The organism is Exercitatus varius (assembly GCF_029577735.1).
Classification (GTDB): domain Bacteria; phylum Pseudomonadota; class Gammaproteobacteria; order Enterobacterales; family Pasteurellaceae; genus Exercitatus; species Exercitatus varius.
In genome coordinates this window covers 62,673-81,165 of record NZ_JARQTO010000001.1, presented here as the reverse complement: position 1 = coordinate 81,165, position 18,493 = coordinate 62,673, and the positions used below count along the sequence as shown (strand labels likewise).

18 protein-coding genes are annotated in these 18,493 nt (G+C 47.8%); 8 read left to right on the top strand and 10 right to left on the bottom strand.

Annotated features, from left to right (window positions below; genetic code table 11):
• Positions 1–39: 39 nt before the first annotated feature.
• The 4 genes from cysD to P7M01_RS00335 all read right to left on the bottom strand — a co-directional run bounded on the left by cysD (position 40) and on the right by P7M01_RS00335 (position 4,486).
• Positions 40–966, bottom strand: coding sequence for a sulfate adenylyltransferase subunit CysD (gene cysD, locus P7M01_RS00350; protein WP_317475488.1), 927 nt, complete (start codon positions 964–966; stop codon positions 40–42).
• Positions 967–1,199: 233 nt separating this feature from the next.
• Positions 1,200–1,931, bottom strand: a complete 732-nt coding sequence (locus P7M01_RS00345) for a phosphoadenylyl-sulfate reductase (RefSeq protein ID WP_317482706.1) — start codon at positions 1,929–1,931, stop codon at positions 1,200–1,202.
• Positions 1,932–2,032: 101 nt separating this feature from the next.
• Positions 2,033–3,463 carry a siroheme synthase CysG gene (gene cysG, locus P7M01_RS00340; protein WP_317482705.1) on the bottom strand — a complete coding sequence of 477 codons (1,431 nt, stop codon included), beginning with the start codon at positions 3,461–3,463 and terminating at the stop codon, positions 2,033–2,035.
• A complete protein-coding gene (locus tag P7M01_RS00335; protein ID WP_317482704.1) occupies positions 3,464–4,486 on the bottom strand; it encodes a sulfate ABC transporter substrate-binding protein in 1,023 nt (340 codons plus the stop codon). It abuts the gene before it with no gap.
• Positions 4,487–4,733: 247 nt separating this feature from the next.
• On the opposite strand from P7M01_RS00335, the gene cysT reads away from it, so the two are divergent.
• Genes cysT through P7M01_RS00320 form a run of 3 tightly spaced genes read left to right on the top strand, consistent with a single transcriptional unit; the run spans position 4,734 to position 7,534 of the window.
• Positions 4,734–5,555: a sulfate ABC transporter permease subunit CysT gene (gene cysT, locus P7M01_RS00330; RefSeq protein WP_317475492.1), complete on the top strand. Its 822-nt coding sequence runs from the start codon at positions 4,734–4,736 to the stop codon at positions 5,553–5,555.
• Complete coding sequence (gene cysW / locus P7M01_RS00325; protein ID WP_317482703.1) at positions 5,555–6,421, top strand: sulfate ABC transporter permease subunit CysW; 867 nt, start codon at positions 5,555–5,557, stop codon at positions 6,419–6,421. Before cysT ends, cysW begins: the two co-directional genes overlap by 1 nt.
• Before the next feature lie 36 nt (positions 6,422–6,457).
• On the top strand, positions 6,458–7,534 hold the full coding sequence (locus P7M01_RS00320; protein WP_317482702.1) for a sulfate/molybdate ABC transporter ATP-binding protein: 1,077 nt from the start codon (positions 6,458–6,460) through the stop codon (positions 7,532–7,534).
• A gap of 58 nt (positions 7,535–7,592) precedes the next feature.
• Here P7M01_RS00320 and rlmM read toward each other — a convergent pair whose 3' ends face one another.
• Both rlmM and P7M01_RS00310 read right to left on the bottom strand, forming a co-directional pair.
• The gene (gene rlmM / locus P7M01_RS00315; RefSeq protein WP_317482701.1) at positions 7,593–8,684 is read right to left on the bottom strand and encodes a 23S rRNA (cytidine(2498)-2'-O)-methyltransferase RlmM; all 1,092 of its coding nucleotides are present in this window, start codon (positions 8,682–8,684) and stop codon (positions 7,593–7,595) included.
• Complete coding sequence (locus tag P7M01_RS00310) at positions 8,677–9,564, bottom strand: transcriptional regulator GcvA (RefSeq protein ID WP_317475495.1); 888 nt, start codon at positions 9,562–9,564, stop codon at positions 8,677–8,679. The genes rlmM and P7M01_RS00310 overlap by 8 nt, the downstream gene beginning before the upstream one ends.
• Positions 9,565–10,018: 454 nt before the next feature.
• Here P7M01_RS00310 and P7M01_RS00305 point away from each other — a divergent pair, with 454 nt between their 5' ends.
• Together P7M01_RS00305 and pgsA are read left to right on the top strand one after the other, a co-directional pair.
• Positions 10,019–11,050 carry a branched-chain amino acid aminotransferase gene (locus P7M01_RS00305; protein WP_202937270.1) on the top strand — a complete coding sequence of 344 codons (1,032 nt, stop codon included), beginning with the start codon at positions 10,019–10,021 and terminating at the stop codon, positions 11,048–11,050.
• A gap of 124 nt (positions 11,051–11,174) precedes the next feature.
• Positions 11,175–11,735 carry a CDP-diacylglycerol--glycerol-3-phosphate 3-phosphatidyltransferase gene (gene pgsA / locus P7M01_RS00300; RefSeq protein ID WP_202937269.1) on the top strand — a complete coding sequence of 187 codons (561 nt, stop codon included), beginning with the start codon at positions 11,175–11,177 and terminating at the stop codon, positions 11,733–11,735.
• A 73-nt stretch (positions 11,736–11,808) separates the two neighbouring features.
• Here pgsA and cysB read toward each other — a convergent pair whose 3' ends face one another.
• From cysB to P7M01_RS00285, 3 genes are all read right to left on the bottom strand, one after another.
• Positions 11,809–12,780 carry an HTH-type transcriptional regulator CysB gene (cysB, locus tag P7M01_RS00295; protein WP_202937268.1) on the bottom strand — a complete coding sequence of 324 codons (972 nt, stop codon included), beginning with the start codon at positions 12,778–12,780 and terminating at the stop codon, positions 11,809–11,811.
• A 78-nt stretch (positions 12,781–12,858) separates the two neighbouring features.
• Positions 12,859–13,824 (bottom strand): 23S rRNA pseudouridine(2605) synthase RluB, encoded by a 966-nt coding sequence (gene rluB, locus P7M01_RS00290; protein WP_394853207.1) that lies wholly within the window; start codon positions 13,822–13,824, stop codon positions 12,859–12,861.
• Between the two features lie 227 nt (positions 13,825–14,051).
• Entirely contained in the window at positions 14,052–14,675 is a 624-nt protein-coding gene (locus P7M01_RS00285) for an L-threonylcarbamoyladenylate synthase (RefSeq protein ID WP_202937266.1), read from the bottom strand.
• A gap of 195 nt (positions 14,676–14,870) precedes the next feature.
• Here P7M01_RS00285 and gntR point away from each other — a divergent pair, with 195 nt between their 5' ends.
• Positions 14,871–15,869, top strand: coding sequence for a gluconate operon transcriptional repressor GntR (gene gntR / locus P7M01_RS00280; protein ID WP_317476798.1), 999 nt, complete (start codon positions 14,871–14,873; stop codon positions 15,867–15,869).
• 57 nt (positions 15,870–15,926) lie between these two features.
• Here the strand turns inward: gntR and P7M01_RS00275 are convergent, their stop codons facing one another.
• Entirely contained in the window at positions 15,927–16,442 is a 516-nt protein-coding gene (locus tag P7M01_RS00275) for a gluconokinase (protein ID WP_202937260.1), read from the bottom strand.
• Positions 16,443–16,666: 224 nt separating this feature from the next.
• On the opposite strand from P7M01_RS00275, the gene idnD reads away from it, so the two are divergent.
• Entirely contained in the window at positions 16,667–17,710 is a 1,044-nt protein-coding gene (idnD, locus tag P7M01_RS00270; RefSeq protein WP_317482699.1) for an L-idonate 5-dehydrogenase, read from the top strand.
• A gap of 10 nt (positions 17,711–17,720) precedes the next feature.
• Entirely contained in the window at positions 17,721–18,485 is a 765-nt protein-coding gene (idnO, locus tag P7M01_RS00265) for a gluconate 5-dehydrogenase (RefSeq protein WP_317482698.1), read from the top strand.
• The last annotated feature ends 8 nt before the right edge of the window (positions 18,486–18,493 follow it).

Here is an 18,493-nt window from a genome sequence, read left to right as displayed (position 1 = left end):
TTTAACGGTCTGTCAATGAATTAACCAATCCTGAGATTGTTAGAAATAACCTTGTTTTTTGCGTTGTTCCATTGCCGCTTCGCTGGCGCGATCGTCCATTCGGGTGGCGCTGCGTTCCGAAATTTCGGCGACGGCGGTTTCTTTAATAATCTCTGCCGGCGTGGCGGCCGTGCTTGCCACCGGGCAGGTGCAGCTGATGTCGCCGACGGTGCGGAAACGCACGGACACCATTTTGCTTTCGTCGCCCGGTTGTTTCGGCGTTAACGGCGTCACCGGCACCAACAGGCCGTTGCGCTCCACTACTTCGCGTTCGTGCGCGTAATAAATCGGCGGTAATTCCAGATTTTCACGTTCGATATATTGCCAAATGTCGAGTTCCGTCCAGTTGGAAATCGGGAACACCCGCATATTTTCGCCTTTGTGCATTTTGCCGTTATAAAGCGACCATAATTCCGGACGTTGCGCTTTCGGATCCCATTGACCGAATTCATCGCGGAAGGAAAAAATACGTTCTTTGGCGCGGGCTTTTTCTTCGTCGCGACGAGCGCCGCCCATTAAAGCATCAAAACCGTTGGCTTCAATGGTTTCGAGCAATGTCACCGCCTGAGCCGCATTACGGGAATCGGTTTCTTTACGTAACACCACGGTACCTTTGGCGATGGAATCCTCCACATGTCCCACCACCAGGCGCGCATTCAGTTTTTTGACTTGTTCATCGCGGAACCGAATCACTTCCGGATAATTATGGCCGGTGTCGATGTGCACCAACGGGAACGGCAGCACCAAATCGCGACCTTCCAACTGAAAAGCCTTACGGGCGAGCGCCAGCAACACCACGGAATCTTTACCGCCGGAAAACAGCAGCGCCGGATTGCTGCATTCGGCCACCACTTCACGAATAATGTAGATCGATTCGGCTTCCAACCAGTCAAGATGCCCGTTTTCGATTTTGTTTTGCGTTGTCATCGTTAATCCTTTTATTTTTATTAAATTGAAATCCTTTGCGCCGCCGGCGGCCTACTTTGCTTTAAAAAGGGAAGCAGGCAAAGGAAACACATCGCCGACTTCACCGTTTCTTTTCACGAAAAATAAGTAACCTCGCTACCCTCCGACAAACTTATTTTCCTAAATATTTCAAGTTGCTCGGGCGTCTCAGACGAGTAATCCTCAACAGCACAAAAGTGCGGTAAAAATTTTCGCTATTTATGCAGCCCGCATTCTTTGCTGTTTTTGCTTTCCCACCACCAGCGGCCGGCACGGATGTCTTCGCCTTGTTTGACCGGTTTGGTGCAAGGTTCGCAGCCGATACTCGGATAGCCTTGTTTATACAGTTCGTTGTAGGGAATCTTGTGTTTCAGAATGTAAGCCCATACGTCGATTTCATGCCAGTCGAAAATCGGATTGTACTTGTCGATACCGTGACCGGTGTCCTGTTCGTGAAAAGCTAATTCCGTGCGGGTAACGGACTGCTCGCGGCGTTGTCCGGTCAGCCAACAGTCGGCGTCTTTCAATACACGGTTTAACGGTTCGATTTTTCGGATACGGCAACATTCGCGGCGCAATTCCACACTTTCATAGAATGCGAATCTGCCCTTTTCGTGATCATATTTTTCCGCCGCCGCGGGATCGGGATGAAAGAGTTGAAAATCCAAGTCGGGATAAGTATTTTTTACCGTTTCCGCCAAAGCCAGCGTTTCCGGGTTTAAACGGCCGGTTTGCAAAGTAAATACCGTAATTTTTGCATTGTTTTTAGCAATCACATCGGTAATCACCATATCTTCCGCCGCCAGACTGCTGGCAAATTTGGCATGTTGATGGCTGTCGGCAATGTCGTGAATACGCTGTGCCAAAATCCGTTCTTTTTCAGCCAGTGCGGCGTAATTCGCTTCCGTCGGCTGAGGTATTTGCCAAAAACTTGGTCTAATAATCATTGTTTTCCCACTTTTAAACTGAAATCAATCTGTCGTCACGCGGACTTGTTCGCCCGCGGTTAAAATGCTTATCGGTATATCGACGAACGAGCGTGAATGCTCTACGCCACGCGTTCAATACGCAAGCTTTCCAAGGTAAAGTGCGGTCGTTTTTGCGCGAGTTTTTGTTCGCCGAACCAGGCAAGTTTGTTATGCAGCGCCACCACTTCGCCCACCACGATCAACGCCGGCGTCGGCGCATGTTCGGCAATTTCCGCCAAATTTTCCAAGGTGCCCGTTTGCGTGGTTTGCGTTTCCTGAGTGCCCTGCGAAATCACCGCAACCGGCGTCGAACCTGCGCGACCGAATCGGCGTAACCGTTCGGCGATATCTTTAGCTTTCAGCGTGCCCATATAAATCACCAGCGTTTGATTGCCGCGCGCCAAAGTCTGCCATTCAATATCCGAGGCGTCCGCTTTGCGGTGACCGGTGACAAACACCGCACTTTGCGCGTAATCGCGGTGAGTCAGCGGAATGCCCGCGTAAGCGGTGGCGCCGATTGCCGCCGTAATGCCGGGCACCACGGAAAAGGGAATATGTTGCTGCGCCAAGACTTCCAATTCTTCTCCGCCGCGACCGAATACGAAAGGATCGCCGCCTTTCAAACGCACCACGCGCTTGCCTTGCTTGGCGTAATCCGCCAATAGCCGATTAGTGTGTTCCTGCGCCACCTGTTTGCCTTGTGCCCGTTTGCCTACGAACACCAATTCCGCGTCGCGCCGCACTAATTCTAAAATGTCTTCGGAAACTAAGGCGTCGTATAACACTACATCCGCCTGCTGGATTTCCTGCAAGCCTTTCAGCGTCAGCAAACCGGCATCGCCCGGACCGGCGCCCACCAGCGAAACGAAACCGCCGCGGTAATCCTTATTCAGTTGTAATTCCAATTCTTTTTTCGCCGCTTCCGTTTGACGGTTTTTCAGCAACTGACTGAATCTGCCGTTGAACAGGCTTTCCCAAAAACGGCGGCGTTCGGTTACGGTTTTCAGTTTGGTTTTTACTTTATGACGCCATTTGCCGGAAATTTCCGCCATTGCGCCCAAATGCTGCGGCAATAAGGCTTCTAACTTTTCCCGTAACAATCGAGCCAGCACCGGCGCCGAACCGCCGCTGGAAATAGCCACCTGAATAGGGCTGCGATCGATAATGGACGGAAAAATAAAGCTGCAGCGCGCCTGATCATCCACCACGTTAACCAATTTCTGTTGGCTTTCCGCCACGCGGAATACTCGTTCATTCAGTTGCTCGTCGTCGGTGGCGGCAATCACTAAAAATACGTTGCGAACCTGTTCGGCGCTGAAGGATTTGGCAATCCAAATAATGCGTTCCTGCTCAAAAAGTGCGGTCAATTCTGCGTTCAGTTTTTGCGCCGCGATGCGTACTTGCGCATTGGCCTTCAGTAATAAATTCACTTTACGCGCGGCAACAGCGCCGCCGCCCACTACTAATACGGGACGGTTGTTCAGATCGGCAAAGACGGGAAAATAATGCATTTAATTCGTTCCTTTTTGTTGCTGTGCGTGAATATAAAGTCGGTCAAACAGTGCGTTGTCGGCAAAATGAACGCGGTTGATGGTCGCCCAGTCGCCGAAGATGTCGTTTACGTCAAAAGTTTCAATTTCAGGGAAAAGTGCGGTCAAATTTTGCAACGTTTTTTTATCGCTCGGGCGAAAATAATTTTTTGCCGCCAGTTGCTGCGCTTCTTCCGACCACAATCCCTGCAAATAAGCCCTAACCTGTTCATGGGTGCCGTTAAGCTTGGTATTTTGATTCACTTCCGCCACCAGCACGGGAGTGTAAGCGGTCAGTCCGGGATAAACCACTTCGAAGCTATCTCGCCCTAAACTTTGCGCGGCAAGTGCGGCTTCGTTTTCCGGCGCAATCAGCACATCACCCAAATTACGCTGGGTGAAAGAGATGGTCGCGCCGCGCGCGCCCGCTTCCAACACCGGCACATTGCGTAACATCTTTTCGATAAACCGATACGCCTGCCGTTCATTGCCGAACTGCCGTTTCGCATAAGCCAGCGCCGCTAAATAGGCATAACGTCCGTTGGCGGAAGTTTTCGGATTGGCGAAAATCGTGCTGACGTCTTCACGGGCTAAATCCGCCCAATCCCGAATGCCTTTCGGATTGCCTTTGCGTACCAAAAACACCATAACGGAACCAAAAGGCGTCGCATGATTGGGCAACGCGGATTGCCAGTTTTCCGCGACCAATCCTTTTTCCACCAGCATTTCAATATCGTTCGCCTGAGTAAGCGTCACCACATCCGCCGGCAACCCGCTTGCCACACTCAGCGCCTGCTTGCTGGCGCCGCCGTGAGATTGAGAAATCGCAATTTGCGGATGCTGTTGCTGAAAATCGGCGTTGTAGGCTTTATAAAAATCGCGAATAACATCGTAAGCCACATTCAGCAGCACTTTTTTATCCTGTTTATCCGGGTTTGGCGACCAATCGGCGAAAACGGCAACGACAGCTAAAATCGCAAGAAAAACCGCAATAATTTTCTTCATTTTGCTTCCTCCGTTTCCTGTTCGCCTTGATGTTTCGCCATAGCCTTACTCGTCGTGGTGGAATTTATAAAACAAATTTTTCCGATTCAAAAATAACAAAAATTTATTTCTTAGAATGAAACGGAATATAGAGAACAAAAGAAAGCGATTAAATATTATCTTTGGTTATAAGAAATAAATTTTAGTTCTTTGCATCCGGCATAAAGTGCGGTTATTTTTTTGTGCAATTTATGGAGTATGCAAACTTATGCGGACTGTTTTACCTTTTTTTAAACGTGGGATGACGATTACCCTTCTGTGGTTGTTTTCCATGATTCTGCTGCCTTTGGGATTGTTGATCGCCACGGCATTACAACTCGGCGGCACGGATATTTGGGCGATTGTCAGCAGCGAGCGCGTTGTCGCGTCTATTTTGCTGTCATTTAAAATGGCCTTTTTCGCAACCGTGGTAAACCTGGTTTTCGGTTTTCTGTTAGCCTGGATTCTGGTGCGTTACGATTTTTGGGGCAAAAAACTGATGAACGCCCTGATTGACCTGCCCTTTGCGCTGCCGACGGCAGTGGCGGGTATTGCGCTGGCTTCGCTTTACGCGCCTACGGGATTATTCGGCGGATGGCTTGCAAAAATCGGCGTTCAAATCGCTTATACTCCGTTCGGCATTGCCGTCGCTTTAATTTTTGTCAGCTTGCCTTTTGTAGTGCGCGCCATTCAACCCGTGCTGGAAAGCCTGGATCCCGCTTATGAAGAAGCCGCCGATATTTTAGGCGCCAATAAACGGATAACGCTGACCCGCGTGATTATTCCCGCTCTGGCGCCCGCCATTATCAGCGGCGCCGGCATGGGATTCGCCCGTTCTCTCGGTGAATACGGTTCCGTGATTTTTATTGCCGGTAACGTGCCGTTGGTCTCGGAAATTGCGCCGCTGATTATTATGTCAAAACTGGATCTTTACGACGTGCGGGGCGCGTCCGTGGTGGCATTGCTGATGATCGGCATTTCTTTCCTCTTGATTTTTCTGATTAATGCCGCTCAATGGCAAATCGGTAAGAAAATGATGCAGGTGAAATAATGAACAATTCGACTATTCGGTTAAAAACTCGGGAAAAAGCCAACCGGCAGAAATGGATCCTGATTACCCTCGGTTTTCTTTTTTTCGCGGTGATTTTATTGGCGCCGCTGTTCACCGTATTTTATTACGCTTTCGCACAAGGCTTTGCGCTGTTCATGCAGGCAATCGGCAACGAAGAAGCTCTCGCCGCGATCTGGTTAACCGTGAAAGTCGCGTTGATTGTGCTGCCGATAAATATGTTTATCGGCGTGGTTATGGCGTGGACCATCGCCTATTTCAATTTCAAAGGTAAAGCGTTTTTGACCGCACTTTTAGATCTGCCGTTTTCCATTTCGCCGGTAGTTGTGGGGTTGATGTTTTTATTACTGTTCGGTTTGGACGGTTTAGCGGGCAAATGGTTTATCGAGCACGGTTTCCGCATTGTGTTCGCTATGCCGAGCATTGTTATCGTCACCTTATTCGTCACCTTTCCGTTAATCGTGAAATCCCTGATTCCGACCATGACGGCGCAAGGAAACAGCGAAGAACAGGCGGCGCTGATTCTCGGAGCAAATACCTGGACATTATTTTTCACCGTCACCTTGCCGAAAATCAAATGGGCGTTAATTTACGGCGTGATTCTCAGTAACGCCCGCGCCATGGGAGAATTCGGCGCGGTAAGCGTGGTGTCCGGCCATATTCGCGGCTTAACCAACACGATTCCGCTGTATGTGGAAATCAGCTACAACGAATATCAGTTTATCGCCGCTTTTGCCTGCGCCAGCTTACTCGCCGCGTTAGCGTTGCTCACGCTGGGATGCCAGACTTTGCTCGGCCGACTGCAACGGCGTAAAGTGGAAAAATCTTTACACAGCCGTGCGGCCTAGCGCAATCACCGTATTTCATTCAGTTAAGGAAACAAAATGTCAATCCGCATTGAAAATTTAGAAAAACATTTTGGCAGTTTCCATGCCTTAAAAAATATTAATTTGCAATTCCGGCAGAACCAACTGACATCGCTGTTAGGCCCAAGCGGTTGCGGCAAAACCACGTTATTACGTATTATTGCCGGTCTGGAATTTGCGGACAGCGGACGTATTTTGTTTGAAGATCGGGACGTCACTAACTTGTCGGCAAAAGATCGCGGCGTGGGTTTTGTGTTTCAGAATTATGCGCTGTTTCAAAATATGACAGTGTTTGACAACATCGCTTTCGGGCTGCGGGTGAAACCGCGCAAAACCCGCCCGAGCGAGGCAAAAATTCACGAAAAAGTGACCGCACTTCTAAAGCTGATTGAGCTGGAATGGCTGGCGCAAGCTTATCCGAACCAACTTTCCGGCGGACAACGGCAACGCGTTGCGCTGGCGCGTTCCCTGGCGGTTCAACCTAAAGTCCTGTTATTGGACGAACCTTTCGGCGCGTTGGATGCGCAGGTACGCAAAACCCTGCGCCGCTGGTTGCGCGATTTGCATCAGGAATTGAACGTCACCAGTATTTTCGTGACTCATGATCAGGACGAAGCGCTGGATGTGTCCGATCGAATTGTGGTGATGAATAAAGGACAAATCGAACAAATCGACGAGCCGAATCAGATTTATCACGCGCCACAAACGCCGTTTGTCACTCAGTTTGTCGGCGATGTCAACGTGTTCCACGGGCATATTGACGAAGGGAAACTGGTAGTGGGCGAATTTTCCCATCACATTAATACGCACACGAACACCACAAAACCCGTGAATAATCAATCGGCTACGGCTTATATTCGGCCTTATGAACTCACCCTGTCACGTTCACCCGAAAATGCGCTGGCCACAGGCAAAATTACCCACATCAATGCCATCGGTTTCATCGTCCGCATTGAAATCGAAAGCGCGCAAAGCGAGCAACCCATTGAGGTGATTCTCACCAAAAACGCCTATAACAGCGCCAATTATCAGCTCAACGAACAGGTTTATCTGGTGCCGGATAAATTGAATTTATTCCAGCAAATGAACATTTAACGTGCAAAAAAGTGCGGTAAAAAAACGTTTAATTTTTTGACCGCACTTTTCGCGGATCTCAATGCCGCCGGGTGCGGACATGTACGGTAATCTCTTCGCGATCATGATACAAATGTTTGGCTTGTATCTGAAATCCGAAACCGTTTTGCGTCAATTGTTCCGCCAGTTTTTGTAGGCACAACCGCACTTCCGCATAACGCTTTTTCATCGGCAGTTTTAAGTTGAAGATCGTTTCGCGGCACCATTCGTTCACTAACCATTTTCCGATTAACGCCACGATTCGGCTCGGCTGCTCCACCATGTCACACACCAGCCAATCCGCTTTTTTTCGCTTCGGCGGCTGAAATTTAAAACCGTCTTCCGGGCAATGTTCAATTCGTCCCGTATCGTGCAAACTTGCCGCCATTTTGCCGTGATCCACCGCATAGACGAACAAACCTCGCTTAACCAACTGATAGCTCCAACCGCCCGGACAAGCGCCTAAATCCACGCCGATCATGCCTTCGCTCAGACGTTTGCTTTCTTCTTCACGGGGAATAAAGGTTAGAATCGCTTCTTCCAGTTTTAACGTGGAACGGCTCGGCGCTTCCGGGGGAAATTTTAAGCGGGGAATGCCCATAAAATAAGGCGAATGATTACGGTTGTAGGAATAGCCCGCGTAGCAGGCGTCGGACTGCACAAACAGACAATGCAGAGTAATGCCGCTTTTGATTGATTTAAAATTCAGCCAGCCTTGTTTTTTCAATGCCTGGCGCAAAGGTACGGTAAATTTGCGGCAAAAAGCGGATAATTCTTTTGCTTCGTTGGTGTCCGCAGTTTCCACCCAAAGTTCGGTACTTTGCTGCAGGTTCAAGTGCGGTGAAATTTCCTGATATTTTTGCACGATCGGCGTAATACGATCCGTTAGCGGCAAATCCTGTAATAAATCGGAAACCACTATCATTTGGCGGGCAAAAATCAATTGAGTAAAGGGAATTTCACGGGCAAGACGATCCGCCTCACCCGGCCGATAACATTCAAAAATGACATAACCCGAATTTTCCTTCACCCGGGCAAAACCGAATACGCCTTGTTCGGCGGCTTTTTCCGTGATTTCCGCCGCCGTTTCTTTTTCAAAACCGATACGACAATATAAAGCCAGTTTATTCATATTTGTTTTTCATTTCCTGCACAATCCATTCGCGGAATGTCACAATAGGTTGATCATCTGTTTTTGCCTGAGCGTTCACCACATAAAAGGCTTTGGAATCCTGCAGTTGAGTCGGCATGACAATTTGTAAATTTCCGTTCTTGATTTCCTGCAATGCCAATATCCGGTTGGCGAGCACGATTCCCTGCCCCAGCCTGGCCGCCTGTAATCCCATAAACGTATGGCTGAAAACAACGCCCTGCTGAGTGTCGAGATTGTCAAGTTTGAGATAATGCGCCATATTCTGCCAGTTTTCCCGAGTGTGTACATGAATAAGCTGATGTTTATTCAAATCTGCGGGCGAATCCACCGGATTCACTGCAAGCAACTGCGGTGACGCCAACATCACCACTTGCTCCTGCGAAAGCAGTTCGGCCTTAAGATTATCCCAGTTTCCGCGTCCGTAATAAATGGCAATATCCACGTCGTTACTCAACAAACCGTCGTCTTGTTCCGCCGCTTTAATGCGCACGTCAATGTTCGGATAACGTTCGTGAAAGTTGGCGAGATGCGGTACCAACCAGTGCATGCCGAAAGTTTGCGGCACACTGATGGTTAAGTGCGGTCGATTTTGCGCCATTATTTTTTGCGTGCACTCCAACAATTTATGCAATAAAAGGGCGATCTCGGTAAAGTACTGTTCTCCTTTTTCCGTCAACTCCAACGCCCGACTTTTCCGCACAAAAAGCGGAAACCCCAAAAAATCCTCCAACAATTTGATTTGATGACTCACGGCGGCTTGTGTCACAAAAAGCTCTTCCGCCGCTTTGGTAAAACTTAAATTTCTTGCCGCACTTTCAAATGCTTTCAGTGAATTCAAGGGAGGCAATCGTTTAAACATAATTCTTCCCTACAGTATTCTTTTGTTATATAATAAATGAAAATTCCCATGGATTAGTTTTTTTAATCCGTCAAATAAATATTTCTAGGTTGTCCGCTCCGATTTCCTTTTCTATAATGCGCCCATACTTAATGACTGGTAATTCCTTAATTGATTAAGAGTTGAATCTTTTAGTTAAGTATTATGTTGTGTTTGCATATTGTTTGGGTAACCAAACAGAAGTAATTAATCCTTCTATTAATTACTTAATTAACTTCCTGTATATTTTACTACCTAATTTTAGGTTATTTGACACCGCACTGAGATTTCAAAAAAGTGCGGTGTTTTTTTATGTCGAAATTCTACCATATTTTCTTTCCGCTGAAATCACAAATAATTGTTTTCAATCCGCCGAGATTGGCGTATATTTGCCAAGTCGTTATCAAATAATAAGTAATAAAAAAGGATAAATATCATGAAAGATCTTGATTGGAATAATCTCGGATTCTCTTATATTAAAACCGATTATCGTTTTATCGCACACTGGAAAGACGGAAAATGGGATGAAGGCAAGCTCACCACAGACAATATGCTTCACATCCATGAAGGTTCCACCGCACTCCATTACGGTCAACAATGCTTTGAAGGTTTAAAAGCCTACCGTTGTAAAGACGGTTCTATCAATCTTTTCCGTCCTCAAGCCAATGCGGAACGCATGCAAAAAACCGCAGAACGTCTGTTAATGGCGCCGGTTCCCACCGAATTATTTGTCCGCGCATGTAAAGAAGTGGTGAAAGCCAATCAGGAATGGTTAGGTCCTTACGGTTCCGGCGCCACGCTTTATTTGCGTCCGTTCTTAATCGGTGTGGGAGAAAATATCGGGGTGAAAGCGGCACCGGAATACATTTTCTCCGTATTCTGCTGTCCGGTCGGCGCTTATTTTAAAGGCGGTCTGGCGCCTTCCAACTTTATTACCACCGATTACGACCGCGCAGCGCCGATGGGTACGGGCGGTGTGAAAGTCGGCGGTAACTATGCGGCAAGTTTGCTTCCGCATGAACTGGCAACGGAAGAAGGCACCGCAACCCGTAAATTTGCCGATGCCATTTATCTGGATCCGAAAACGCATACCAAAATTGAAGAAGTGGGCGCCGCAAACTTCTTCGGCATCACTAAAGACAATAAATTTGTAACGCCGAAATCCGAATCTATTCTGCCGAGTATCACTAAATATTCTCTGCTTTATCTGGCAAAAGAACGTTTAGGCATGGAAACCGTGGAAGGCGACGTTTACATCGACCGACTTGATCAATTTACGGAAGCCGGCGCTTGCGGTACGGCCGCGGTTATCACACCGGTAGGCGGTATTCAGCATAAAGGCGATTTCCACGTATTCTATTCCGAGACGGAAGTCGGCCCAATCACTCGTAAACTTTACGACGAATTAACCGGTATTCAGTTTGGTGACAAGCCGGCGCCCGAAGGTTGGATTGTCAAAGTGGAATAATCTTCCGTTCCCCGAAAGCACGCATAATTGCGTGCTTTTTCGTAAAGATATTTAAAGAGCATTCTCAACGGACAAAATATCGTTTACAATAATTCCAACTTTCTACTCTAGGCAGAGTATTACTATGAAACTGAACTTTCCGACCTTTCTCACCTTGTTTCGAGTGGTGTTGATTCCGTTTTTTATCATTGCGTTTTATTTACCGGTAACCTGGTCGCCTTTTGCGGCGACGGCGATATTTTTCATCGCTTCGATCACCGATTGGTTCGACGGTTATCTTGCCCGCAAATGGAAACAAACCACCCGTTTCGGCGCCTTTTTGGATCCCGTCGCCGACAAAGTTATTGTCGCCGCCGCGTTAGTGCTCGTGGTGGAATATTACCATGCCTTCTGGATCACCATTCCCGCGATCATCATGATTTCCCGCGAAATTATTATTTCCGCATTACGCGAATGGATGGCGGAAATCGGCAGTCGTACCACCGTCGCCGTGTCCTGGATTGGTAAAGTTAAAACCACTGCGCAAATGCTGGCTCTCGGCGGGCTGCTCTGGCGTTATAATCAAGCCATGGAAATTCTTGCCATCATTTTGCTCTATGTGGCGGCAATTCTGACTATCTGGTCAATGTTGCAATATCTCAAAGCGGCGAAGAGCTATCTGCTGGATGAAATTGAAACGAAATAGATTATAAAATTGGATGGATAAAAAAATGCGGTCATTTTTGACCGCACTTTTACAAATAAACACTTCGAATTATCTACTTTTCTTCCAATACAATCCCTTCAAACAGTTTTTGCACATCACCGTTATCGCGTGCCTGCTCCGCCTGCTCCACTTTCGATTTGGTTAAGTGCGGCGAAAAATATTGAATAAAATCATACATATAATTGCGTAAAAAAGTACTGTGTTTAAACGCGATTTGAGTGGTGCTGGATTTAAATAAATGGCTGGCGTCAATCGCCACCAAATCCGTATCCGCTTCCGTGTGCGCCATGGAGGCAATAATTCCCACGCCTAAACCCAACCGCACATAGGTTTTAATCACGTCCGCATCCGTTGCCGTAAACACGATATTCGGCAACAAACCGGCGTTATTAAAGGCATAATCCAAATCCGATACGCCGGTAAAGCCGAACGTATAAGTGACCAGCGGATATTTACTGAGTTCCGCAATCGTCACGTTTTTCACTTTAGTCAGCGGATGATCAGGCTTCACCACAATGGAACGATTCCATTTATAACACGGCAGTAAAATCACATCGTCGAACAAATATTGCGCTTCCGTCGTGATAGCAAAATCCACTTCGCCGGATAATAACGCGTCATAAAGCTGATTCGGCGAACCCTGATGCACATGCAAACTGACATCCGGATATTGCTTCGAAAATTTTTCGATCACCGCCGGCAACATATAACGCGCCTGCGTGTTGGTGGTGGCAATACGCAATACGCCGTGATTCGGCTGAGTATATTCGTCGGCGATAGCGCGAATTGCCTGCGTTTTTACCAGCAATTCGCGGGCAATAGCGACAATTTTTTTGCCCGCCGGCGTCACCGCTTTAATATGCTTGCCGTTACGCTCAAAAATCTCCAGCCCCAGCTCTTCTTCCAACAGGCGAACCTGTTTGCTGATGCCGGGCTGAGACGTATACAGCGCGTTTGCCGCTTCCGTCACGTTCAGATTTTGATTTACAATTTCAACCACATAACGCAATTGTTGGATCTTCATAAAAATTCTCTACGTTGATTCATCAATATTAACGGACAAAGTATCGCCCGAAAAACTTGTGTTTTTTTGACCGCACTTTTACTTTTTATAACGTCTTGCCGTATCGGAATAGCGCTTTACGGCTCGACGGATTTGCCCGGTTCTCGCCCGACGGTTCGGTTGCATCACATCCAGCTTGGTTTCCGTTTCCGGCGGCAAGCCTACCAGTTCGCGCAAATAATTGACGTTTTCCAGATCCATTTCCTGCCAGCCGCCGCGCGGTAATCCTTTCATTAATTTAATATTGCCGTAACGGATCCGAATCAAACGGCTGACCTGAATTCCCTGGCTTTCCCACAAGCGACGCACTTCGCGGTTGCGGCCTTCCATTAAAGTAACGTCAAACCATTGATTCATTCCCGTGCCGCCCGCCGATTTAATTGCGGTGAAATTTGCCGGACCGTCTTCCAGCTGCACGCCTTTTTGCAAACGCGCCAACATGGCGTCGTCCACATCGCCGAATACGCGCACGGAATATTCCCGTTCCACTTCCCGGCTCGGGTGCATCAGGCGGTTTGCCAGCTCTCCGTCCGTGGTGAATAACAACAGACCGGAAGTGTTAATATCCAACCGTCCCACTGCGATCCAGCGGGAGCCGGTTAAGCGCGGCAGGCGATCGAATACCGTGGCGCGGCCTTCGGGATCATGGCGGGTGCACAATTCGCCTTCCGGTTTGTAATACATTAACACGCGGCATACGTCTTTTTGCACGCCGGTTAAATTCACCAAATGTCCGTCAATACGAATTTTCAGGCCGGAATGCAAAATCACACGATCGCCTAAAGTGGCGATTTTGCCGTCCACACTCACTCGTCCTTCTGCGATAATCCCTTCGATTTCGCGACGAGAACCTCGTCCCGCACGGGCCAGCACTTTTTGCAGTTTTTCGCCGGCAACGGCTTTTCGTTCAACGGGATGAGACGGTTTGGGTTTTCGCATCGGCAACGGTTTACGTTCGAACGACTGAATTTCGTCGGATTTTTTGCCCGCACTTTTAGCGTTCATGCCTGTTGTCTTATTGCCGCCGACAACTTTGTGACGCGGTGCATAACCTTCTTCGCGATACTTTACATAACGGGATTCATCGGCATTATCGTGACGTTTAAAGTGCGGTCGATTTTCCGATTGTTTTTGACGAGAATGGGATTGAAATTTCATAATTGTTCCTTGTCGCTTTCACAAGCGTCGGCGCCTGCTTTAGTTAAATTCCGCGGCAGGCGGATGAATAAAAGTTAAATAAAAGGTTCGACGGAACCGCTGCCTTCACGCAGGATCACCGGCGTTTCTTCGGTTAAATCCACCACGGTGGTCGGTTGCTGCCCTAAATAGCCGCCGTGAATGATTAATTCCACCTGACGCTCCAACCGATCGCGGATTTCTTCCGGATCGGACTGCGTGATGTGATCTTCATTCGGCAACATCAGCGAACAGGACAAAATCGGTTCGCCCAATGTTTTCAGCAGATCTAACGCAATTTGATTGTCCGGAACGCGCAATCCGATGGTTTTGCGTTTCGATGTCATCAAACGGCGCGGCAATTCTTTGGTTGCAGTCAGAATGAAAGTGTAACGCCCCGGCGTGTTGTTTTTAATCAATCGATACGCCACATTGCTCACCTTGGCGTAATGGGAAAGCTCCGACAAATCGCTGCACACCAGGGTAAAATTGTGCCCTTCCGGCAAGTGGCGAATCGCCACGATCCGATCCATAGCGTGTTTATCGCCCATCATGCAACCTAAGGCATAGCCCGAATCCGTCGGATATACAATCACACCGCCGTTACGCAAAATATCCACGGCTTGATTAATCAATCGCGGCTGCGGATTTTCGGGATGAATATAAAAAAGTTGACTCATAAGCTACGCCTTCTGCAAGAAAAACGTCGCAATTATACCGCACTGCCGTTTGAATGAAAATATAACCCGACGTTATCTTGCGGGATTAACCGGGCAAAACAGATGAAAATCCGGACAAAAATTCTACCGCACTTTTGTTCTGAGCGAAAATTTCGTTATACTAACGGAAAATGGAAAATCGTTTAAGCCCCAATTATGACCAAAACCAAACGCCCGACCCTGCAAGATATTGCCGACCATCTCGGTATCACCAAAATGACGGTAAGCCGTTTTTTGCGCAACCCCGACACGGTGGCGCCGGAAACCCAAATCCGCATCGCCGAAGCGATCGAAAGCTTCAGTTATATTCCGAATAAAGCGCCAAATATACTTTCCAAAGCGAAAAGCGGCGCTATCGGCGTACTGGTTCCATCGCTCACCAATGCGGTGTTTGCCAACGTTATTCGCGGTATTGAACAAGTCACCGATAGCGCCGGTTATCAAACCATGCTGGCGCACTTCGGTTATAGTATCGAAAAAGAAGAAAAACGGTTGGAAAGCCTGCTGTCTTACAACGTAGACGGCGTGATTCTGTCGGAAAACATTCACACCGAACGGACCCAGAAAATGCTGGAAATCGCCGATATTCCCGTGATTCAGATTATGGATACCGGCGAAATAAGCAAATATCAAGCGGTGGGATTCGATAACGTTAGCGCGGCGCAAGCCATGGTGGAAACCATGATTCTGCGCGGACACCAGAATATTGTGTATTTTGCGGTACGAATGGACAAACGCACCAAACTGAAACAAACGGGTTATGAAAACGCCATGGAAAAACACGGATTAACGCCGCATTCCATCAGTACACAAGCGCATTCTTCTTTCAGCCTGGGGAGCGAATTATTGCAACAGGCGATAAAACAATATCCGTCCATGGACGGCATTTTCTGCACCAATGACGATTTGGCCATCGGCGCTTTGTTCGAATGTCAACGGCTCGGCATTGGCGTGCCGCAACAAATCGGTATTGCCGGTTTCCACGGACACGACGTGGGACAATCCATCACGCCGCAACTGGCCACCGTGATTACGCCGCGTTTCGAAATCGGGCAAATTGCCGCGCAGGAATTACTTAACCGCATTAACGGCATTCCCTATCGCAGCGCCGTGATAAATTTGGGTTATGATATTCATTTGGGCGAAACGTTGTAATCACTATAAAAGTGCGGTCAAAAAACGTTACATTTTTTGACCGCACTTTTCCGTTTTTTACAGATAAGGTTTTAGCGCTCGAACGCATTTTTCCACCACGTCTTCGAAGCTGCCGCTGACATCAATGGGAATCACGTCCGGCTCGTCCGCTTGCGGGACTTCCAGCGTTTCAAACTGACTTTTCAGCATTTCTTCTTTCATATAATGGCCTTTACGCCGGCGCATGCGTTCAAGGATTAAATCGAAACTGCCGTGCAAAAACAGAAATTTTACGCTGTCGTTACCGTCGCGAATGAGATCGCGGTATTTTTTCTTCAGCGCCGAACACACAATAATGCCCACTTCGCTTTTGTGTTCCAAGCTGAATGCGGCGTCACGAATCCGTTCCAACCAAGGCCGACGGTCGTCATCGTTTAAAGGATGACCTTCGCCCATTTTTATAATGTTGGCGCGCGGGTGCAAATCGTCACCGTCGATCAGTTTAATGCCCAAACGGCGCGCCACTTCCGTGCCGACCGAAGTTTTCCCCGTGCTGGATACGCCCATCAAAATAAAACTTTTACCTTTCGACATGTTCATTTCTCCGTTATTTTTTATTTACCATATCAAAAAAACATTTCTTCGTTACCAGTAACATCTATTTTTGTGATCAACATCACAATAAATTTTCATGTTTGCCTGCATTATTACCAAGTCATCAAAATAATTTGAAGTGGATCACAGTTTTACACTTTATTAATTTACTCTTTTTATAAAAATAGATATGTTACTAGTAACAATAAAACAAGGAGAATCTTATGAAAATCGAAACCCTTTCTTGTGTTGTTAAAGGCAAAAATGATGTGGATGTCGTGACACAGCACATTGATTACGATGAAAACAGTCGGGACCAAACCTTAGTGCAAATCACCCGCGGGGGCATTTGCGGTTCCGATCTGCATTATTACCAGCACGGTAAAGTCGGCAATTTTGAAGTTAAACATCCGATGATTTTAGGTCATGAAGTGATCGGTAAAGTTGTCAAAACCAACGATCCGAAACTGTATGCAGGACAAAAAGTTGCCATCAATCCAAGCAAGCCTTGCCTGAAATGCAAATATTGCTTGTCCGGTGAAACCAATCAATGCGAAACCATGCGTTTTTTTGGTAGTGCTATGTACAATCCGCATGTGGACGGCGGTTTCACGCAATACAAAGTGGTGGATAACGCACAATGTATCGATTATCCGCAGGAGGCCTCCGACGATGTCATGGCATTTGCCGAACCCTTAGCCGTTACTATTCACGCCGCCAAACAGGCGGGCGATTTAACCGGTAGAAAAGTCTTTATTTCCGGCGTCGGACCAATCGGTTGCCTGGTTGTCGCTTCAGTAAAAGCGTTGGGCGCAGCGGAAATCGTGTGTGCGGATATGAGCCGACGTTGTCTGGATTTGGCTTTGAAAATGGGCGCCGACAAAGCGTTACACGCGCTAAACGATGATTTCTCCGCTTACGCCGAACACAAAGGCTATTTTGATGTGTCTTTTGAAGTTTCCGGCCATCCGTCTTCCCTCGAACGCTGTCTCGCTATCACTAAAGCGCGGGGAACATTGATTCAAGTAGGCATGGGCGGCGCAATTCCCGAATTCAATATGATGATGCTGATCGCGAAAGAAATCAGCTGGAAAGGTTCCTTCCGATTTATTGAGGAATTCAATACTTCAGTGGAATGGCTCAGTACAGGTAAAGTGAATCCGTTGCCGTTACTTTCAAAAGTATTCGGTTTCCGTCAGCTTGAAGACGCGCTGAAAGCGGCGGCAAACAAAGATGAAACGGCAAAAGTTCAACTCAGTTTCGAATAAGGAATGCAATATGAGCGATTTATTTTCATTAAAAAATAAACATATTCTCATCACCGGCTCCACCCGCGGTATCGGTCGTTTGCTTGCGCAAGGCGTTGCCGAACACGGTGCCGAAGTCATTATTAACGGTACCAATCAGGAAAAAGCGCAGCAGGTTGCCGACGAATTAAACGCACAAGGCTTCAAGGCTTATGCCGTCGCGTTTGACGTTACCGATTCCCAAGCGGTGCAACAAGCCATTGATCACATTGAAAAAGACATTGGTCCGATTGACGTACTCATCAATAATGCCGGCATTCAGCGTCGCCATCCGTTCTGCGAATTTCCGGAAAAGGATTTCGACGATATCGTAAAAGTCAACCAAAAAGCCGTGTTTATCGTTTCACAGACGGTTGCCCGTTATATGGTAAAACGCAATCGGGGCAAAATTATCAACATCGGTTCCATGCAAAGCGAATTGGGGCGCGATACTATCACGCCTTACGCCGCCTCAAAAGGCGCGGTGAAAATGTTAACCCGCGGCATGTGTGTGGAACTCGCCCGTTACAACATTCAGGTGAACGGTATCGCACCGGGCTATTTCGCCACCGAACTCACCAAACCCCTGGTAGAAAATAAAGAATTCAGCGAATGGTTGTGTAAACGTACGCCCGCCGCGCGCTGGGGCGATCCGAAAGAACTCATCGGTGCCGCCGTATTTTTATCCGCCAAAGCTTCCGACTTCGTTAACGGACATCTATTGTTCGTGGACGGCGGTATGTTAGCGGCGGTATAAGGAGCATC